We start from the raw sequence: 14,241 nt of genomic DNA, 5'->3' as shown, positions 1-14,241 counted from the left end.
CGGCGCGCGCGACAAATTCTGGCAGATGGCTCGCCAACTGCGAGGTATATGTAAGTCCTTCTGACGGGTCGTCCAGAGCGTTGCCGAAAAAAAACAATAAAAAGTGTGTGCTCGGAGGGGCGGAAGGCGGTTTTTAGTCCATTTTTTGTATTTGACCTTTCTTTCCCAACCTTGCTAGTGAATTATTTAACTTAACCGTGTCACGGCAGACACATAACCAGGAGGACTACGGTGAATATCGGCAGACGAGATATTATCTGCGGCCTTGGCGGGCTCGCAGTGGGCGGAGCTGTGCTCGGATTGGGCGGTGCTGAGGCCAAGGCTGCGGGGCAGACGCAGCAGGCAGTGGGCCGTTTTGACCAGGTTGGAGGAGCCTTTGGTTGGACGCCCCACAAACTCGACCCCAAGGAATGCGCAAAGGTGGCCTATGAGGGCTACTGGCATAAGGGTTTTGGCTGTGGCTTCGGTTCGTTTTACGCTATAGTCGGCCTGATGGGCGAAAAATACGGCGCGCCGTACAATCAGTTTCCCTTTGCCATGCTTGAGGCCAACAAGGGCGGCATCTCCGACTGGGGCACCATTTGCGGCGCTCTTTACGGAGCCGCGTCCAGCTTTTCGCTGTTCTGGAGCCGTAAAGAAGTGCGCCCCATGGTGAACGAACTGTTCCGCTGGTATGAAGTGACCAAACTGCCCGTGTATAATCCCGGCGACGCGGCCCAGGGCTTCAAGGGCGAACAGCCCATGAGCGCTTCGGATTCCGTGCTCTGCCACATTTCCGTGTCCAAGTGGTGTTATGAAAACAAGATTGAGGCCGACAGCAAGCAGCGTAGCGAACGCTGCGGCCGCCTCACTGCGGACACCGCCTCCAAGGCTGCGGAAATCATCAATGCCAAGATTGAGCAGGGCAAGGATTTCAAGAGCGCCTTCCCCATGCAGAAGTCCGTGACCTATTGCGGCGAGTGCCATATGACCAAGGGCAACGACGCCAACTGGGCCAAGGGCGTCATGGACTGCACCCCCTGCCACAGCGGCACGTCCGCCACGCAGAACAAGTTTGTGAATCACCCCTAGATTATGGCGCCTGTGAGATGTTTCACAGTATTTCAAAGGCATTCTGGTGCAGCGCCGAAAGGCGGGGCTAAAGTGGTTTAGGCCTGAAAAAACGAGCAGCATCCGTTGGAAATCACCAACGGGTGCTGCTCGCGTGTGTATGCCCGAATTTGCGCGCAGGCGCGGGCTGACGTCAGGCGTGGGCCTTTTCTACGAGGCGGCCTGTGATGTCCGGACGGCGTGCGTTTTTGACTCCGCCTCTTCGGCGAGGGCCTGTTGTTTGTCTTCCTGCCGGATGACATCCAGGATGCCCGTGACAACGCTGACCTGCCCGGCCATGTCGCTGACCTGACGCGCGGCCGTATCCATGGCCTCGGCGATGTGGGCGCTCAGGGTGTTCACTTCAGCGATGTTGCGGTTGATTTCTTCAGAAGCGGCGGACTGTTCCGTGGCTGCGGCGGCAATGGCCGAAACGCGCGAACTGGAGTCGCCGGCAAGGCTGGAGATGCGTTCCAGCGACTGGCCGGATTCTTCGGCCATACGGCCCACTTCCTCAATGGACGTCACGGTGCCGTCCACAGTGGTGGAGCTTTTGCCGGTGCCTTCCTGAATGGTGGCAATGGCGGTTTCCACCTCGCGGGTGGCGCTCATGGTTTTTTCGGCCAGCTTGCGCACTTCGTCGGCCACCACGGCAAAGCCGCGTCCGGCCTCGCCCGCGCGAGCAGCCTCAATGGCGGCGTTGAGCGCCAGCAGGTTGGTCTGGTCGGCAATGTCGCGGATGAGCGTAAGCACCGTGCCGATGTCCTTGGCCTGCTTGTCCAGGTTGGCCATGTCGCCCTTGAGCCCGCTGGACTGCTGCTGCACGCTCTGCATGCTCTGTATGGTGCGCAGCACTATGCCCGCGCCGTCCTGCGCATGCCCCTGCACCGAGGTGGCGGCCTCTGCCGCGCCTTCGGCGTTGTGGGCCACTTCAAGAACCGTGGCGTTCATCTCGTTCATGGCCGTGGCTGTTTCGGCCATGCGGTCGGCTGCTATGCCCGCCTTGTCGCGCACATCGCCCAGCGAGGCATTGAGGGTGTCGGCCGCCCTTTGCAGGTGCGACACCACGTCCTCAAGCTGCGTCACGGTGGACATTCTGGCCTGATGCGCGGCAGCGGCGGCCTTTTTTTCAAGAAGCACTTTTTCGGTAATGTCTTCGCCTATTTCCACATGTCCAATGGTTCTGCCCTGCGAGTCCTTCAGGTAGTCCAGCATAATCTGCATGGTCTTGCCGTTGGGCATGTGATTGATGACTTGCTTGTTGCCAAGGCGGAGCTGCTCGATGCCGCATTCGGGCGTGTTGCAGATGTTGCCCTGCTTTTCGGAGCAGTGTTTGCCCACCACGTCTGATTGACAGGTTTTTTGCATGCTTCCGAGGGCATTGGTGTTACAGAACGTCCAGACCATGTCGTTGTCCGTGACGGAAATGGACAGGGGCAGGGTATTGAGGATGCTTTCGTACCAGTGGGCCTGATCCTCGAGCTTTGACACCATGATGCGCAGGGATTCGGCCAGGTGGCCAAGACAGTCTGTGCGGTACACGTCAAGTTTGGCGTCTTCGTGCCCGGCGGAGATGGCTTCGGCAAAGATCACGCATTTTCGGATGGGCGAAAGCCAGCTGTTGATAAGCACGGATCCGATGGCGCCAATGGGCACAACCACGATCAGGCCGCCGAGCAGCGTTTTCCACATCTGCGGCGAAGAAAAACCGTCGGCCATAACCAGCTTGAAGCTCACAAGCATGGCGGTACAGGCCAGCACAAGGCTTATAATGAAAAAAATGATCATGCGAAGGCTGAGGGTAATATTCATACATCTATCCTTGAGTACCCGTTGCCGGAGTCACAGGTTGCGGAGGAAAAGTTCAGTAAAGCTGGGCCTGTGAAGCGGGGTTGCGTCGTCGTGGCTGGCTGTGAGCTCAGCCCGTGCTTGTCTTGTAATGTTGCCTAGTTGCCAAAAATGATTTGTGCTCTAAAATACCCATTAATACGTACTGTTAGGCATGCCTGCTTCCCCTTCTCCGAGCGAGAGGACACAAACCCAGAGACCTGTGTTTCGCGTGAGCATTCGGCTACAAAATGTAAATATCGTTTATCAAAAATAGGATAAAAAAACAGGTGCCGCAAGTGTCAAAGCGCCTATTCCGGGTAATAAGCAACGGCGCTTACTCCGTACATATTGAGTTTATCGGACATGCTCCCCAAAGATTTATAGCTTGTCAGTTGCTCCAGCGTTTTGTTATTAAAAAGCATGAGGTTTACCTGAGAAGGGTTGTCAGCGCCATGACAAGACAGACCCCGCAAATACAGGAAACCGAAGCCGCGTTGCCGTTGCCGGAGGCATTGGCCTCAGGAATGACTTCTTCAAAAACCACATAAATCATGGCGCCAGCGGCAAAAGCCAGGGCCACGGGCAGTATGCCCGCAGTCACGCCCGCCGCCAGAGCGCCGGGCACAGCCCCCATGGGCGCGGTAACGCCGGAAAGCATGCCGTAGAAAAAGGATTTTTTGGCCGAGTAGCCTTCGGCCCGCAAGGCGGTGGAAACAACCATGCCCTCGGGCAGGTTTTGCAGCATGATGGATACGGTGAGCACCAGGGCCGTGCTCATGCCGAGGCTTTCAATGTTGCCGAGCAGGGAGTTTTCAGCCGCTGCCGCGCCGTAGCCCACGCCGATGGCAAGGCCCTCGGGGATGTGGTGCAGGGCCATGGCCGTCACCAGAAGCACACTGCGTCTCCAACTGGTGGAGATGCCCTCGGTGGTGCCCTGAACCAGATGCAGGTGGGGCAGGGCGCGGTCAAGCAGCAGAAGAAAGGCCGCGCCCAGCAAAAGGCCGAAAACCACGGGTACAAAGCCAAGGCGGCCCATGTGTCCGGCCATCTCCATGGCGGGTTGCAAAAGGCCAAAAAAAGCCGCGCCCAGCATCATGCCGCCAGCCGCGCCAAGAAGACAGTCCATGGCCTTACGCGAAAATTCGCGGCGGGTGAAAATGAAGGCGGCCCCAAGAGTTACCGAAAGCCACGAGAGTATGCCCGCCACAAGGGCTTGCACCAGGGGGTGCAGGATAAGGGATTGAACGGAAGAGCTGGCCAGTTCCATCTGGACCTCCCGGTTGTCGAAAATATATTTTGCGAAGGGACGCTGCGGGCGAACGCCGCAGCGCGAAATGTTGGAGTGGCAGCGCCTTGTTACCGGGGCAGCAGAGCAGTTTCACTGTGACAGTGTTCCGGCGGTTACGTGAGCAGCCGCCCGCCGCAAAGGCGCAAACGCAGCTTCAGCCTTTGCCCGCAGGGCTTGCCGCGGGCCAGCAAACTGGCCTGTCCAGGGCAGGGCTACGGACTTTATGCGGGGCGCTCCACGTGACGGCCTTGGGGCATTCTATGTGAGGACCTTTATGTGAGATCCTGACGGTACTGCAAAGATTGCCGCAGGGTTTCCTTGTCCATATACTTTACTTCGGCGCCCAGCGGGATACCCTGGGCGAGGCGCGAGATCCGCACCAGCGGAAAGCGCGAGGACACCATCTGCCGTATGAAGGTGGCCGTGTTCTCGGCCTCAAGGGTCGCGCCGAGGGCCAGGATAAGTTCCGTAATCTCGCCTTCTTCAAGGCGGCGCACCAGCCTGTCGGTATCAAGACTTTCAGAGTCCACACGGTCCAGCGGGGCCAGCAGGCCCCCAAGAATCATGTATTGGCCCCGGTAGAATCCGCCCTCGTCAATGGTCAGCATGCTGTCCCACTCGGTGACAAGGCAGAGCGTGTCGCGGGCGCGCTCGGCATCGGCGCAGACAGGGCAGGGATCTGTGGATGAAAGCCCCCCGCAGCGCGAACACAGGTGCAGGTTGTCACGCAGGTCGTGAATGCCCCGGCCAAGGCGGCGCGTTTCGGCCTCCGGCCACTTGAGCAGCACCATGGCCGCGCGCATGGCGGATTTTGGGCCAAGGCCCGGCAGGCGCGCAAGCTGCTCTACCAGGGCCTTGAGCGGTTCTGGAATGCGTTTGTTCATGGACCTAGAAAAGACCGGGCAGCTTGATGCCGCCGGAAATGTTGCTCATTTCGCGGTCCATGGTTTCACGGGCAATGCGTCCGGCTTCGTTGACGGCAGCAAGGATGAGGTCTTGCAGCATTTCCACGTCGCCGCCTTCCAGCGCCTTGGGATCAATGGTGATCTTGCGCAGTTCCTGCTTGCCGGAAACTTCGGCCTTGACCATGCCGCCGCCGCTGGTGGCCTCGTAGCTGTGTTCGCCCAAATCCTGCTGGAGTTTGGCGATCTTATTCTGCATGACCTGCGCCTGGCGCAGGATGTCATTCATGTTGCGCATGGGACTCTCCTTACATATTCAAGTTGTTACGGCCTACTCTGGTGGCGCTGAAGTCCGGCGCGCGCCGCCGCTTTGTGGGCAGGCTGCTGGGTTTCGCCGGACGGGCTGCTGAACATCGTGATAACTCAAGGCATGTTGACGGTTTTTACGTCAGTATGCCCGTGACGGGCGGGCTGCGCCGTCCGTCGCAATAATTCATGGGTTCCACCGAAACCCGCGTTTGGTTGGGTCCGGTTCTGAACCGCACAGCATTTCAACCTTTATTGGGTCTGGAAGAAAAAACCTGCTTTGCAAAATCTTCAAAAAAATCTCCGCTTCTGGATTCCGAACCCGGCAACAGGTCGAAAAAACAGTTGGGGATCTCCCGTAACTTGAGGTTTTTGCTGATACATGGCGCACACCCCTTGTCGTGCTTCGTGGGATGCAGGGGGCAGTCCATTTTTTTGCACGAACAGAATGGACTTATGTTGTTCATGCCGTCTCCTGAGCTATTGTGTACCCACAGGCCGGGTGACCTGTTCCATGCCTGCCAAGATCACGATTCCATGGGGCGGCAGCCCTTCAATGAGGCGTTGAGCACCTCAAGGCAGGGTTGCAGGGCCTCTTTACGGCTGAATTCCGCAATAAGCTCGGCCTCAGGGCGGTGCGGCTTTGGTGGGACGATTTCCACCCGCGTATCCGCCGCGCCAAATGCAGCCAATGCCGCATACAGCGCTTTGCCCTGTTTTTCAAGCTGGTTCAGCTGGGTTTCCGTTCTTGGCTGCAGCCGCAGCGTGTTATCCTGCCACTGCACGCCGATGCCGCGAAGGGTATACGGCGCGGGAGCGGGACGTGCTGCGGCCTGCTCCGCAATGCAGAAGTCATAAAAATCCTGCCAGTTGCGGCTGGAGTCGCCTGCTGGCCTTGGCGCAACGTCCGCCGTCCTGGGCGCAGGAGCCGCTGGCGCTGCCATATCGCTGTCGGGCCCGGCGCTGTCCCAGGGAATCCCGCCGGAAGCGTCAACACCGGCGGCGTCGTCCATATCCGCATCCGCATAGGGCGGAGCGCCCCACGCGCCGTCAGCGTCGTCGCCCCACGGGGCGTCGTCTTCCACCGGGGCGGCGGGCTTTTGCGGCGTAGAGGCCGCGCCCTCCGGCGCTCGTGAAACGCGGCTGTCATCTGTGCGTAAATTCTTGTTCCGTGAAGGGCTGCCTGCGGCAGGATCAGAGCCTTCGGCCTCATCCCCGTCAGTGGCAGGGCCGGGAGCCGTGGCCGCGTCACGCGGGCGCGCCGGGCTTCGGCCCGCGTTCTGCGCGGCGTAGCCGTTGCGGGAGGCTTCGCTCCCGGCGTGGGGCGGTTGCGGCGCAGCGTGCCCGACAGGCTGGCCCGCAGGCTGCGGGCTGGCGGCGCGGGACGCCGTGGCCGTGGCTTGCGCCTGGTCTGGGGCTTGCTTTGTGGCTTGCCCATTCGACTGGCCTTGCGCTTGCCCTGAAGTCTGACCAGATGGCTGGCCCGATGCCTGGCCACCCATCTGCGCAGGCGTCATCTGCGCAGGCGTCATCTGTGCGGGCGTCAATTGGCCCACGGGCAGCAATTGCGGCAGCATGGCCAGATTGAGCAGCAAGAGTTCAAGGGCCGCCGCCGGTTCCGGACTTTGCACAATGCCGCGTTGCGAATCGAGCGTCATTTGCCAGGCGGCGTGCAGGTGCGCGGTGGAAAAACGCGGCGCGATGCTTTGCCACAGGGCGGCTTCGTCAGCGGGCAGGCGCAGGCTCGGCAGCATGGCCTCGCCGCCCTGGCGCAAAAGAAAAAGATTGCGCAGGTTGCCCGCCAGTTCGCGGATGAAAAATCCTATGTCCACGCCCTGCTGCAATATCTGGCCGCAGAGGTCGGCCACGGCTGCGCAGTCCTGCGCGTGCAGGGCCGTAAAAAGATTGCCGAACATTTCCTGCCCGGCCAGGCCGAGCACCTGCCGTGTGGCGGCTGCGGTCAGTTCCGCCCCGCCGAGGGCCAGGGTCTGATCCAGCAGGGACATGCTGTCGCGCACGCTGCCAGCGGCCCGGCGGGCCAGCAGACGCACGGCGCTTTCTTCAAAGCTGACGCCTTCCTTGCGCAGCACGCCAGAAAGGTGCTCCACCAGCGCGTCTTCGCCCAGATGGCGAAAAACGAAATGTTGGCAGCGGCTCACAATGGTGATGGGAAATTTGTGCGCTTCCGTGGTGGCGAAGATGAATACCACGCGCTCCGGCGGCTCTTCCAGCGTTTTGAGCAGGGCGTTGAAGGCGTTGCGCGTGAGCATGTGGGCTTCGTCGATGATGAAGACCTTGTAGCGGCCTTCCATGGGGGCGTAGCCGATGGTTTCGCGCAGGGAGCGGGCGTCTTCGACACTGTTGTTGGAAGCGCCGTCGATTTCGGTGACGTCCACATGGATGCCCTGCGTGATCTTGCGGCACTGGGCGCATTCATTGCAGGGTTCCGGGCCGGGCGCATGCTCGCAGTTGAGGGCCTTGGCGAAAATTCTGGCAATGGTGGTCTTGCCCACACCGCGAGTGCCGCTCAAAAGATAGGCGGCGGCGGGCCTGTCCTCGGCTGCGGCGCGGGAGAGGACGGCCTTGACCATGTCCTGTCCCGCCACCTGGGCAAAGGTCTGGGGGCGGTAGCGCGATGCGAGGGAAAGATGTTTCATGTGTTTTTGCGGGCGCGCCCGGCTGGGCCGGGCGCGCCGGTATACCTAGGGAAACGCTGATTTATTCCGTTTGGCGGACTTGCTTCGCTTTTTTTGAAACAGTCAAGGACGGAAGAGTCCACTCCTGCTTCAAAAAAAGATCGCGCCTTGCCAAACAAAATACCTGCGCGTTTCCAGGAGGCTTTTAATGAGTGCTTCCCTAGACTTTATAGTGGTGCAGCCAGCTGGCGTACTTGGGGTTTTCGCCCTTGACGATCTTGAAGTACTCGGCCTGCAGGTGCTTGGTCACCGGGCCCGCGTGGCCCACGCCGATCTGACGGTGGTCCAGTTCGCGGATGGGGGTGATTTCAGCCGCTGTGCCGGTAAAGAAGGCCTCGTCGGCGATATACAGTTCATCGCGGGTGAACTGCTGTTCTTCCACCACATAGCCGAGGTCCTTGGCCAGTTTCATGACGGAATCACGGGTGATGCCGCCGAGAATGGACGTCCAGGGCGTGGTCTTGATGACGCCGTCGCGCACGATAAAGATATTTTCGCCGGTGGCCTCGGAAACGTAGCCGTTGGTGTCCAGCATGACGGCTTCGTCATAGCCTTCGTCCTTGGCTTCCACCTTGGCGAGAATGGAGTTGATATAGTTGCCGGCCGCTTTGGCCTTGGACATGCAGGTGTTCACATGGCTGCGGGCAAAGGTGCTGGTCTTGATGCGGATGCCCTTTTCAAGAGCTTCTGCGCCAAGGTAGGCTCCCCAGGGCCAGGTGGCCACAATGGTCTGCACAGGATTGTTGCCGGGGTAGACGCCCATTTCGCCGTGTCCCACAAAGGAAAGCGGGCGCACGTAGCCCTCGGCCAGTTCGTTGGCCTTGAGGGTTTCGATACAGGCGGCAACCAGTTCCTCGGCGGTGAGGGGGAGGGACAAGCGTAGAATCTTGGCGGAGTTGAGCATGCGCTTGCAATGGTCTTCAAGGCGGAATACGGCGGAAGTGCCGTCGGCGCAGGCATATGCCCGGATGCCCTCGAAAATGGCGCTGCCATAATGCAGGGCGTGGGTGAGCACGTGAACCTGAGCCTGATCCCAGGGAACCATTTTGCCATCAAACCAGATGTACTTCATCTTTTGCATGCTGTCCTCCGCAAGCCTCTTTGTAGGGCGGTCCCATCGGCGGCGCACGTGGCTGCCTGAGGCCGCAAGAGCAAAAATTTACTGTAAAGCGCCGCGTATGGCAAGCAGTAGGCCAGGGGATCACGGGATTCAAAACCGCCAGGGTGGGCGCCGGGGAAAGCGCTGGCCCTGCGGCAAGGCATGTCGTATGCTAACTCCGGCCTTTTGGCACTAAAGGGACGGATGAAATGAAGCAGAAGCATGGCGCAAATGCGCCCGCAGGGCAGGTTTTTTTGCTGGGCATAGATGCCGGAGGAACCAACACCGACGCGGTTCTTCTTGTGCAGGAGCAGGAAGCATCCGAAAACCGCGCGGCTTCACCTCCAAAGCGGACGCCGGCTGACCCGGCGGCGCTGCCGCGCGTGCGCCTGTTGGCTGCGGCCAAAACGCGCACAAAACACGATGACCTGCCCGCTTCGGTATGCGAGGTGCTGCATGCCCTGTCCTGCGCCCTGGACGACGATGCCGCCGCCCTTGCCCTTGGCGGGGCGAGCCTTTTGGGCCGCGTAAGCCGCGTCACTCTGGGGGCCACGCTGGCGGTCAACGCGCTCGTGCAGGACAAGGCCGATACCGTGGCCCTTGCCCTTTCCGCCGGGCCGGGGCTTGACCCCCGGCGTTTTGCCATGGGGCGGCATGTATATGTCGTTCCCGGCGGGCTCGATCACAGGGGCACGGAGGTCAGCCCGCTCAATGTCGGCGGCCTTGAGGCGCAGGCCGCCCGCTGGAGCGCGGAGGGCATCGCAGCCGTGGCCTGCGTGGGCAAGTTCTCGCCGCGCAATCCGGCCCATGAGCAGCGGATGGCGCAGGCCCTGAGCCGTGAGAACGCCGCGTCCGCCACAAACAGTCCCAATGCCACGCCAAATATCGCGCCAAACGCCGCATCAGATGCCGCGCACAATGTAGAATCTGGCGCATCATTTTCCGTCACTCTGGGGCACAAGCTTTCGGGGCGGCTCAATTTCCCCCGCCGCATCGCCACGGCCTATTTCAACGCCGCCGTGCAGCGCCTGCACTCCAATTTTCTCGACGCTGTGGAAAGCGCGCTGGCAGAGTCCGGAGTGCGCGCCGCCGTGCGCCTGCTCAAGGCTGACGGCGGCGCGGTGCCCCTGAGTCTTTCGCGCCGTGAGCCGGTACAGTCGGTTCTTTCCGGCCCGGCCGCCAGCGTTATGGGCGTGCTGGCCCTGTGCCCGGCCGCCCGTCAGGGCTGCGCCCTGTTGTTGGACATAGGCGGCACCACCACGGACATGGCTCTGGCGGTGGACGGCTCCCCTGTGGTGGACAGGGAGGGCATGACCCTTCAGGGGCGGCGAACCCTGGTGCGCGCCCTTGCTTCGGTTTCCATCGGCGTGGGCGGCGACTCCCTTGTGTCTGTTGACGGGCACGGGGCCGGAGCCTCGGTACGGGTGGGGCCGCTGCGTCAGGGGCCAGCCATGGCCTTTGGCGGCACGAGCCCGACCTTGCTGGACGCGCTCAATACCCTGCACAGCGCCCCGCAGGCGGACGAGGCCGGAAACGTGGCCGCCTCCCTGTCCGGCATGGAGGCGCTGGCGCAACAGTGCGGCCTTGAGCCCCGTGTTCTGGCCCGCAAGGCTGTGGACAACGCCCTGGATCAGATCCGCCGCGCCGCCGCTGCACTGGCGGACGCCGTCAACGCCCGTCCCATCTATACGCTGGCGGGCCTGCGGGCCTTGCAGGAGGCGCGTCCTTCGCGCGCCTGGCTGGTAGGCGGCCCGGCAGCCTGCATGAAGCCGTATCTGACCGCCGCCCTTGGGCTGCCCGTGGACTGCCCGGCCCATACGGCTGTGGCCAATGCCGTGGGCGCGGCCCTGACCCTGCCCACCGACGCCGTGGAAGTTTACGCCGACACGGGCTCCTGCCTTTTGCGCGCCCCTGCGCTGGATCTGACGGAAAACATCCGCAAGGGATGCAGCCTTGAGGCCCTTGGCGATCGGGCCAGGGAACTTTTGCGCCAGAGGCTGGAACAGGCAGGGGCGGAAGGGGCCGCCGTGGAAATCACCGAGGCCGAGAGCTTCGCCACGCTGGACGACAACGGCTTCGGCAGCAGGGACATGCGCGTCGTGTGTCAGGCTGTGCCTGGTCTGGCGGGGCTGGTGTCAGCCTAGACAGTGCCGTCACAAGCGCCTTTCCAGGTATTTCTGCGTCGAACTTTGAGAGTTGAAGTTTGAAACGCCTTGTGGGGGAGGGACCCTTTTGGAAAAGGGTCTCCTCCCCCACGCCCCCACCCCCTAAAACTTTTATTGTATTTTAGAGCAGTTTACGAATGAAATGAGTTAAATGCTCTGCAAGGGTTTTCCTGAAAAATCCTTGCCACGAAATGCGAGCAGGCGGGCTTTTGCCTGCCGTACGCGAGCATTTCAAGTGTTAAATGCTCTAATATGGTACGACGAATTTTTTGATTGGGAGAGGAAAAGCTGCGGCATGGCAACGACGGCGTAATCCTGCGGCAGTCCCAACCGCCCCCGCAGCGGCGGCGCGTGTCGGCACTGACAACGCTACGGCCACCGCCCCTTGAAAAGCATCCATATACGCCATACTATCGCGCTCCAAAGAAATTTGCCCGGGGGCCATGCCCGGCGGGCGCGCGAGTGCGAATACCATGCAGATAGTTCTTTATGAGCCGGAAATTCCCCCCAATACGGGCAATGTCGCCCGGCTCTGCGCCGCCACCGGCGTGACGCTCAACCTGATTGAACCTCTGGGCTTCAAGCTTGAAGACCGCTACCTCAAACGCGCGGGTCTGGACTACTGGCCCAATGTGCGTCTGAACGTCTGGCCCGACTGGCGAACCTTTGCGGAAACGTCCGGCGCGGGCGGCGCTGGCGGGCGTCTGGTGTTCACCTCGGCCAAGGCTTCCGAAAAAAGCGCCGCTGTGCACCATTTTGCCTTCGAGCCTGACGATTTTCTGGTTTTCGGGCCTGAAACACGCGGGCTGCCGCAGGATATTCTGGCCCTTTCGCCGTACCGCGTGCGCATCCCCATGCTGGAAGGGCGCGTGCGCAGCATCAACCTGTCCACATCGGCGGGCATTGTGCTGTATGCGGCTCTGGCCCGGGCCAATCTTATGGAGACCTGGACGTGAGCCTGCCCCACGGGCTGGCCCTTGTTTTCCCCTGGTCCGTGTGGGAGTGCTGGTGGCTGGCCCCTGTGGCCCTTGTTCTGGATTTATGGCTCGGCGATCCCGCCTTGCCCTGGCGGCATCCTGTCTGCCTTGTGGGCAAAGCGCTCGACTGGCTGGAGCGCCCCGCGCGGCGCTTCATGCTGGCGGCGGGGGCCGGGCATGAGCGGTGCCGGGGCAGGCTGGCCGGAGCGCTGGCCCTGCTCGTGCTGGTCGCCTGTACGGGATTCGCCGTCTGGGCAGCGGTGTCTTTGCCCCTGGTGGGCCTGCTGGCGGCCGCCTATCTGGCCTGGGCCGGACTTGCCATGGGCAGTCTGCTGCAAACGGGCGAACTTGTGCTGGAAAGGGTGGAGCAGGCTCCGGAAGCCGAGGCCCGCCAGGCGCTGTCATGGCTGGTAAGCCGTGACACCAGCGCCATGGATTGCCCCCTCATGCGCAAGACCCTGGCCGACACGCTTTCCGAAAATCTTACGGATGCCTTTACAGCGCCTTTTTTCTGGCTGCTCATGGGCGGGCCGGTGGCCCTCTGGTGCTACAAGGCCGTGAGCACCACGGATTCCATGTGGGGCTACATGACGGAAAAATGGCGCTGGCTCGGCTGGGCCGGGGCGCGGGCCGACGATGGGCTGGCCTTTGTGCCCGCGCGTCTGGCCGCCTTGAGCGCGGCGCTGGTTCACGCTCTTTTTTTGCTGCGGCAAAGACTTGAGGCGGCGTGCTGCGGCGGTGGCCGTGACGGTGGCCGTGACGGTGACGAGAGCAGAGGCGGTACTGCCCTGTGGTCCAGATATTGCCCCGGCAGCTGGCCCGGCCGCTGGCCCGGTCTGGCCGTGGTGGCCCGCCAGGCTTCGGGCATGCCCAGCCCCAATTCGGGCTGGCCCATGACGGCCTGCGCCTGGCTGTGCGGAGCGCGTATGGCCGGGCCTTCAGTCTATTTCGGCCAACTGGTGGACAAACCGTGGCTCGGGCCACCCCCGGACAAGGGGGAGCCCGGCGCGTCTTCCGCCGTGTGGGACGCCCCCCGCCTGCTGGCATTGTGCGACCTCCTGCGCCAAAGTGCGCTTTACGGAGGCCTGGTTCTGTGGGCCCTGGCCCTGGTATGCCTTTTTATTTTCTGAGGCTCCGCGCATGGTTACAATCGTTCTGTATCTGGTGTCGTTGCTGGTGGGGTTTCTGATGGGCATAACCGGGGTCGGGGGCATACTTATTCCTCCTGCCCTTATCCTGTTCAGCGGGCAGGAAACCCACATGGCCATGGGCACGGCCCTGGCGTCATTTTTGCCTGTTGGCGTGGTGGGCACGGTCATGTACCGCCGTCTGGGTCATATTGAGTGGTACAAGGCCCTGCCCTACATGGCGGGCAGTCTGGCCGCCTGGCCCGGATCCCTGCTCAATGCCAGGCTGCCCGCTGGCCCTCTGGTGGCCATGCTGGCCTGTATCATCATGTTTGCCGGGCTGTGCGCCCTGCGGCCCCCAAGGACGGGAAAAGGCAGCGCGTTCTGGCAGAGCGGCAAGGGTTTTTTCTGCATTGGGGCCATAACGGGCCTGCTGGCTGGCCTCACAGGCGCTGGCGGCTCCGTGGTGTCCATCCCCTGGATGATCATCGCCGGAGTCTCGCCCATGACGGCGGTGGGGCTGGCCATGCCCTATCAGGTGACCACGGCTCTTTTCGGCACCATCGGCAACGTGGCCAACGGCCATGTGGACTTTGCCATTTTGCCGTATATCTGCCTTATGGCCCTCATAGGACTCTTCGCGGGCATAGCCGTGACCAAGCGCATTCCCACAGAAGTGCTGCGCAAGCTCATTGGCGGCCTGTGCTGCGGGCTCGGGCTGTTTTTGCTCTTGCGCCTGATACTCAGTTGACGTAGGAAAAA

Annotated in this window: 12 protein-coding genes; 5 read left to right on the top strand and 7 right to left on the bottom strand. The window is 61.7% G+C overall.

Annotated features, from left to right (window positions below; genetic code table 11):
* Positions 1 to 231 precede the first annotated feature (231 nt).
* Positions 232 to 1,071 (top strand): split-Soret cytochrome c, encoded by an 840-nt coding sequence (locus DESU86_RS05385; RefSeq protein ID WP_179980107.1) that lies wholly within the window; start codon positions 232 to 234, stop codon positions 1,069 to 1,071.
* Positions 1,072 to 1,260: 189 nt separating this feature from the next.
* On the opposite strand, the gene DESU86_RS05380 is transcribed toward DESU86_RS05385, so the two are convergent.
* The 7 genes from DESU86_RS05380 to DESU86_RS05350 all read right to left on the bottom strand — a co-directional run bounded on the left by DESU86_RS05380 (position 1,261) and on the right by DESU86_RS05350 (position 9,192).
* A complete protein-coding gene (locus DESU86_RS05380) occupies positions 1,261 to 2,901 on the bottom strand; it encodes a methyl-accepting chemotaxis protein (RefSeq protein ID WP_179980106.1) in 1,641 nt (546 codons plus the stop codon).
* A 445-nt stretch (positions 2,902 to 3,346) separates the two neighbouring features.
* A complete protein-coding gene (locus DESU86_RS05375; protein WP_179980105.1) occupies positions 3,347 to 4,186 on the bottom strand; it encodes a ZIP family metal transporter in 840 nt (279 codons plus the stop codon).
* 293 nt (positions 4,187 to 4,479) lie between these two features.
* The gene (recR, locus tag DESU86_RS05370) at positions 4,480 to 5,091 is read right to left on the bottom strand and encodes a recombination mediator RecR (protein WP_179980104.1); all 612 of its coding nucleotides are present in this window, start codon (positions 5,089 to 5,091) and stop codon (positions 4,480 to 4,482) included.
* Positions 5,092 to 5,095: 4 nt separating this feature from the next.
* Positions 5,096 to 5,407 (bottom strand): YbaB/EbfC family nucleoid-associated protein, encoded by a 312-nt coding sequence (locus DESU86_RS05365; RefSeq protein WP_179980103.1) that lies wholly within the window; start codon positions 5,405 to 5,407, stop codon positions 5,096 to 5,098.
* 253 nt (positions 5,408 to 5,660) lie between these two features.
* Positions 5,661 to 5,882 (bottom strand): DUF6485 family protein, encoded by a 222-nt coding sequence (locus DESU86_RS05360; protein WP_179980102.1) that lies wholly within the window; start codon positions 5,880 to 5,882, stop codon positions 5,661 to 5,663.
* A gap of 60 nt (positions 5,883 to 5,942) precedes the next feature.
* On the bottom strand, positions 5,943 to 8,072 hold the full coding sequence (dnaX, locus tag DESU86_RS05355) for a DNA polymerase III subunit gamma/tau (protein ID WP_179980101.1): 2,130 nt from the start codon (positions 8,070 to 8,072) through the stop codon (positions 5,943 to 5,945).
* A gap of 199 nt (positions 8,073 to 8,271) precedes the next feature.
* Positions 8,272 to 9,192 (bottom strand): branched-chain amino acid transaminase, encoded by a 921-nt coding sequence (locus DESU86_RS05350; RefSeq protein ID WP_179980100.1) that lies wholly within the window; start codon positions 9,190 to 9,192, stop codon positions 8,272 to 8,274.
* Between the two features lie 227 nt (positions 9,193 to 9,419).
* On the opposite strand from DESU86_RS05350, the gene DESU86_RS05345 reads away from it, so the two are divergent.
* The 4 genes from DESU86_RS05345 to DESU86_RS05330 all read left to right on the top strand — a co-directional run bounded on the left by DESU86_RS05345 (position 9,420) and on the right by DESU86_RS05330 (position 14,230).
* Positions 9,420 to 11,354, top strand: a complete 1,935-nt coding sequence (locus DESU86_RS05345; protein ID WP_179980099.1) for a hydantoinase/oxoprolinase family protein — start codon at positions 9,420 to 9,422, stop codon at positions 11,352 to 11,354.
* A gap of 494 nt (positions 11,355 to 11,848) precedes the next feature.
* Positions 11,849 to 12,331: a tRNA (cytidine(34)-2'-O)-methyltransferase gene (locus DESU86_RS05340; RefSeq protein ID WP_179980098.1), complete on the top strand. Its 483-nt coding sequence runs from the start codon at positions 11,849 to 11,851 to the stop codon at positions 12,329 to 12,331.
* Complete coding sequence (locus DESU86_RS05335; RefSeq protein ID WP_232088273.1) at positions 12,328 to 13,482, top strand: CobD/CbiB family cobalamin biosynthesis protein; 1,155 nt, start codon at positions 12,328 to 12,330, stop codon at positions 13,480 to 13,482. Before DESU86_RS05340 ends, DESU86_RS05335 begins: the two co-directional genes overlap by 4 nt.
* A 10-nt stretch (positions 13,483 to 13,492) precedes the next feature.
* Positions 13,493 to 14,230 carry a sulfite exporter TauE/SafE family protein gene (locus DESU86_RS05330; protein WP_179980097.1) on the top strand — a complete coding sequence of 246 codons (738 nt, stop codon included), beginning with the start codon at positions 13,493 to 13,495 and terminating at the stop codon, positions 14,228 to 14,230.
* Positions 14,231 to 14,241 lie beyond the last annotated feature (11 nt).

Source organism: Desulfovibrio sp. 86, assembly GCF_902702915.1.
Taxonomy (GTDB): Bacteria; Desulfobacterota; Desulfovibrionia; order Desulfovibrionales; family Desulfovibrionaceae; genus Desulfovibrio.
Note: the sequence above shows the minus strand (reverse complement) of the source record. Positions and strands in the feature narration are given on the sequence as shown.

Excerpts from the sequence above, each read along its gene's own strand:
- DESU86_RS05380 (WP_179980106.1), bottom strand. The coding sequence starts at position 2,901 with ATGAATATTACCCTCAGCCTTCGCATGATCATTTTTTTCATTATAAGC.
- DESU86_RS05375 (WP_179980105.1), bottom strand. The coding sequence starts at position 4,186 with ATGGAACTGGCCAGCTCTTCCGTTCAATCCCTTATCCTGCACCCCCTG.
- recR (WP_179980104.1), bottom strand. The coding sequence starts at position 5,091 with ATGAACAAACGCATTCCAGAACCGCTCAAGGCCCTGGTAGAGCAGCTT.
- DESU86_RS05365 (WP_179980103.1), bottom strand. The coding sequence starts at position 5,407 with ATGCGCAACATGAATGACATCCTGCGCCAGGCGCAGGTCATGCAGAAT.
- DESU86_RS05360 (WP_179980102.1), bottom strand. The coding sequence starts at position 5,882 with ATGAACAACATAAGTCCATTCTGTTCGTGCAAAAAAATGGACTGCCCC.
- dnaX (WP_179980101.1), bottom strand. The coding sequence starts at position 8,072 with ATGAAACATCTTTCCCTCGCATCGCGCTACCGCCCCCAGACCTTTGCC.
- DESU86_RS05350 (WP_179980100.1), bottom strand. The coding sequence starts at position 9,192 with ATGCAAAAGATGAAGTACATCTGGTTTGATGGCAAAATGGTTCCCTGG.
- DESU86_RS05345 (WP_179980099.1), top strand. The coding sequence starts at position 9,420 with ATGAAGCAGAAGCATGGCGCAAATGCGCCCGCAGGGCAGGTTTTTTTG.
- DESU86_RS05340 (WP_179980098.1), top strand. The coding sequence starts at position 11,849 with ATGCAGATAGTTCTTTATGAGCCGGAAATTCCCCCCAATACGGGCAAT.
- DESU86_RS05330 (WP_179980097.1), top strand. The coding sequence starts at position 13,493 with ATGGTTACAATCGTTCTGTATCTGGTGTCGTTGCTGGTGGGGTTTCTG.